Below are 4,740 nucleotides of genomic sequence, written 5' to 3' on the forward strand. Positions count from 1 at the left end.
TGACCCGCGAGCCTCTGTGCGCCCTCAAGGGCAGGCGAAAGGGCAGGTCACCGACCTTCCCGGCCACCGGCGCGGCCCACAGAACGAAGCCCGGCAGGCTTCGCAAGGGGCCGCCCACCGAAACCTCAGCACACTCGCCACTGTGCTCGTACACAGCTTGGCATCACCGGACTCGGATCATGTCGTGGATCACCCAACCATTCGGCTCGAACCCACGCAAAAGCCGGAAGAACCGACAATACTGGCCGAAACCCGCCGCGCACAGGGAGGCCAGGCGGCGGCGGTGGCGGCGGCCACCGCGTCTGACGGCCCGGCAGCGACCGGCACGACCGCACGGTCTTGTCCCTGACCCGCGTACCGTCAACACCGTCACCGATTTCCCGGCGCAAAGGACTGCCGTGACGGCCAGCAAGCGAATCGATGATGCCGTCGCGTGACGACGCGCCGAGGCGGCGGCACCGATCACCAGCGCGGCTTTGCCGCGCACCACCCCCCAGCCGGTGCGCCGCCGCCAACGTCGCATTCCGGTTGGCCGGGCTGGCCGGTCGCCGGGGGCGCCCCGCGGTGCATGACACCGTCGCCACACAATTCAGCTGGGGGGCAAGCGAATCCGTCGAAGCCAAGGAACGGCGCGGGACGGAGTTGGCATTCCCGGCTATCGGCCGCGTTCAATCCGATCAGGACCCGGTCGGATTGGATATTCCACCGGCCGATGCAGACGCCTAATATGTCAATAAGGGTTTAACACACAACGCACGACGGTAATTTGCACGCACCGCGCGAAGTGAGGAATGGCGAATAGGGTGGTTTCCCAGCCGCATACTCCGGTTACAGCGACATTGGTGGGCCGGGAGTGGGAGTTGGCTGCCCTTGCGGCGATGCTGGACCGATCGAGTGCCGGCCGCGGGTCGGTGGTGCGAGTGGTCGGCCCGGCCGGTATCGGCAAGACCCGACTCGTCCGGGAGACCGTGCAGCTCGCCAAAAGCCGTGGCATCGAGGAGTTCTCCACCTTCGGCGAACCTCACCTCACCCACGTCCCGTTTCACGTGGTGGCGCGTCTGCTGCGAGCCATCGGGCAGGTCAGCGGCCTCGATGACGAAGCCGCACGCGCCCGGCTGCGGGCCCGCTTCCCCGACACCGATCCGCAGGACATGGTGCTGCTGGACGATTTACTGGGCATCGCCCACCCCGCGGCCGAGCTGCCGAAGATCGACCCGGATGCCCGCCGGCGGCGATTGACCGCGCTGATCAACGCCGCCCAACTGGCCCGCGCCGCACCCGCCATCGTCGTCATCGAGGATGTGCAATCCATCGACGAGGTCAGCGAATCCATGCTCGCGGACTTCCTCACGGTCACCCCGAACACCCATTCGCTGGTGCTGATCACCTACCGCCCGGAGTACTACGGAGCCCTGACCCGGGTCGCCGAGGCACAGACCATCGCCCTGGCGCCGCTGACCAGCCCGGAGACATCTCGATTGGTCGCCGAAGTGTTGGGTACCGACCCGTCGCTCGGCGAGATCGGCGCCAAGATCACCGAGCGCGCGGCCGGTAACCCGTTCTTCGCTCAGGAGATCATCCGCGAGCTGGCCCAGCGCGGCGTGCTGACCGGTCGGCGTGGTGATTACGCGTGCCATGCGGATGCGGCCGAGGTCGACGTGCCGGCCACCCCGCAGGCGACTCTCGCGGCGCGCATCGGCCGGCTGGACCCGGCGGCCAGACAGACGCTGGCCGCCGCGGCGGTCATCGGATCCCGGTTCAGCAGCGACCAGCTGACCAGTCTGGGCATCGACCCCCGCCTCGACGAACTGATCAGCACCGAGCTCATCGACCAGGTGCGCTCCACCCCGCCGGCCGAATACGCCTTTCAGCACCCGCTGGTGCGCACCGTGGCCTACGACGGACAGCTCAGCTCCGACCGCGCCGACGTGCACCGGAAGCTGGCCGCCGTCATCGAATCTCGCGCGCCGGAGTCGGCCGACCAGAACGCGGCACTGATCGCCGGGCACCTGGATGCCGCCGGTGACACCAACGCGGCCTACGGCTGGCACATGCGCGCGGCGGCGTGGGCGATGAACCGGGACATCGCCGCGGCCCGGCTGAGTTGGGAGCGCGCCCAGCACATCGCCGATGTGCTGCCCGCCGGCGATCCGAGCCGCACCGCCATGCGCATCCCGCCGCGCACCATGCTGTGCGGGATCGTCTGGCGCGTCGAGATGCCCGATGTCACCGCCCGCTTCGAGGAGCTGCGCCAGTTGTGCGACGCGGTCGGCGACAAGGCGCCGCTGGCGATCGCGACGGCGGGGCTGGTGATCGACGACGTGTACCGGGACCGGTTGGCCGACGCGTCGCGGCGGGCATCCGAGGCGATGGCCCTGATCGAGTCCATCGGCGAGCCGGCCCTGACCGCCGGGCTGTCCTGGGCGGCGGTCTACGCCAAGATGGAGAACGGCGAGTGGTCCGACGCGCTGCGCTGGGCACAGGCGGCCATCGACCTGGCCGACGGTGACCCGACCAAGGGCAACTTCCTGCTCGGGTCGCCGCTGGCGGTCGCCCTGGCCCAGCGGGCGGCGGGTCGGTGGCGGCTGGGGCATCCGGGATGGCGCGATGACCAGCAGTGCGCCCTCGAGATGGCCCGCTGTACCGACCCGTTGACCTACGCCGTGGTGGTCAGCTTCGTCTACCAAACCGGGATATCGCTGGGTGTCCGCAGCTGCGACGAGACCGCCGTCCGCGACATCGAGGACGCCGTGCAGAATGCCGAGCAGGCCGGCGACGACCACAGCCTCGCCCAGGCACGGCAGACCCTGGGCCTGGCGCTGGTGCACCACCCCGCGTCCGCTCAGCGTGACCGCGGGCGGCGGCTGCTGGCCGAGGTCAGCGAGGCCACCCCCGGAAGGCGCAAGCTGGGCGAGTCGTCGATCTGCCAGGTGTACGTCGCCCGGGAGAAGGCCCGCCGGGGTGATCGCGACGAGGCCATATCGCTGATCCGCCCCATCGTCGAACGCCTGATCGGCGAGGGGCAGCTGCTGGGCTGGGGTTTTCCGGCCACCTGCGTGCTGGCCGAGACGCTGCTGGACTGGGGCACCAAGGCCAACGTGGCCGAGGCCGGGGTGCTGATCGAGCTGCTGGCCAGCGACGTGGCCGAGGAGGGTCTGGTCGCGATCCGGGAGATCTGGCTGCTGCGACTGCGGGCGCTGCTGTCCCGGACCCGCGGCGACAACGCCGACTACGTGCGCTTCCGGGATCGCTACCGGGACATGGCGAGAACGCTTGGCTTCGAGGGGCATATCGCCTGGGCCGAGGCGCTGACATGACGCCTCATTGCGACGGAGACTACCAAAAGGGACGACGATGACGGTAGCTGATTCGGTGAGATTCCAGTTGTGCACGAGCGCGACGTGGGGCAACCCCTGGCCGATGTACCAGGCGCTGCGGGACCACGACCCGGTCCACCACGTCGTCCCGGAGAGCGGCCCGGGACAGGACTACTACGTGCTGTCCCGGCACGCCGACGTGTCGGCGGCCGTACGGGACGACGAGACGTTCACCTCGGCGCACGGCTGGAGCGTCAGCTACGACGCCAACCGACTCGCCGCGCCGCTGAGTGAATCGCGCCCGTCGATCACACCGCGGGACCTCCTGGTCCCCCGGCCGATGCACGCCGAGCTTCGCAATCTGCTGGGACGCGGTTTCGAGCCGCAGCAGGCGCAGGTGGTGGAACCGAAGGTGCGCCGGTTCGCCGCCGAGCGCATCGCCGCGTTGCGCACCGCCGGTGGCGGCGACATCGCCGCCGAGTTGCTGAAACCCCTGCCGTCGATCGTGGTCGCCGACTACCTGGGGGTGCCCGAGACGGACCGCGAGCAGTTCGACGACTGGAGCGAGGCGGTCGTCGCCCTGGACGGCGGCCGATCCGACGCCGTCGACCTGGAGTCCGTCATCGCATCGGTGACCGACTACTTCGCCCGGCTCATCCGGCGCCGCCGCGTCGACCCGAAAGACGACACCGTCTCACAGCTGGTCGCCACCGGTGCCGGCGATGATGCCGCCGGGCGGCTGCAGCTGCTGGAGTTCATCTTCACCATGGTCGCCGTCGGCAACGGCGCGGTCACCGGGATGCTCGGTGGCGCCGTGCAGCTGCTGCACCAACGCCCCGACCAGCGCCGGCTGCTGGCCGGCCACCCGGAAGCGATTCCCAACGCGGTCGAGGAGCTGCTGCGGCTGACCACCCCGGTGCAGGGACTGGCCCGAACCACGACCTGTGACGTCAGCCTGCACGACACCACAATCCCGGCCGGCCGCAAGGTGTTGCTGCTCTACGCCTCCGGTAACCGCGACGAACGCCGGTACGGCCCGGACGCAGGCGAACTCGACGTGACCCGCGGTCCGCGCAACGCGCTGACGTTCGGCATCGGGGCGCACCACTGCCTGGGCGCGTTCGTCTCCCGGATGCAGTCGCAGGTCTTGCTGACCGAGTTGTTGTCCCGCTGCCCGGATTTCGAGATAGACGAGTCGCGCATCGTCTGGGCCGACGGCCATTACGTGCGACGGCCGGTCTCGATGCCGTTCACGGTGCGATAGCGCCGCTCACTGCCAACGCACCTGGTAGACCTGCTGGGGCTCGCGCAACCCCTTGAGCTGCTCCTCTCGCGCCTCGCCGAACTCGAACTCGTGCCTGCCGGCGACCAGCCCGCGCAGCACCGCCGAGACCAGAATCTCGTTGCCGGTGGCTTTCGCGCC

At 69.6% G+C, this 4,740-nt stretch carries 2 protein-coding genes; both read left to right on the top strand.

Going from position 1 to position 4,740, the window contains the following annotated elements; all coding sequences use genetic code 11:
• Positions 1 to 842 precede the first annotated feature (842 nt).
• Positions 843 to 3,317: an ATP-binding protein gene (locus tag AC2VOU_RS10380; RefSeq protein ID WP_486957303.1), complete on the top strand. Its 2,475-nt coding sequence runs from the start codon at positions 843 to 845 to the stop codon at positions 3,315 to 3,317.
• Between the two features lie 37 nt (positions 3,318 to 3,354).
• Positions 3,355 to 4,581 carry a cytochrome P450 gene (locus tag AC2VOU_RS10385; RefSeq protein WP_486957304.1) on the top strand — a complete coding sequence of 409 codons (1,227 nt, stop codon included), beginning with the start codon at positions 3,355 to 3,357 and terminating at the stop codon, positions 4,579 to 4,581.
• The last annotated feature ends 159 nt before the right edge of the window (positions 4,582 to 4,740 follow it).

Source organism: Mycobacterium sp. TH-M25, from assembly GCF_057473665.1.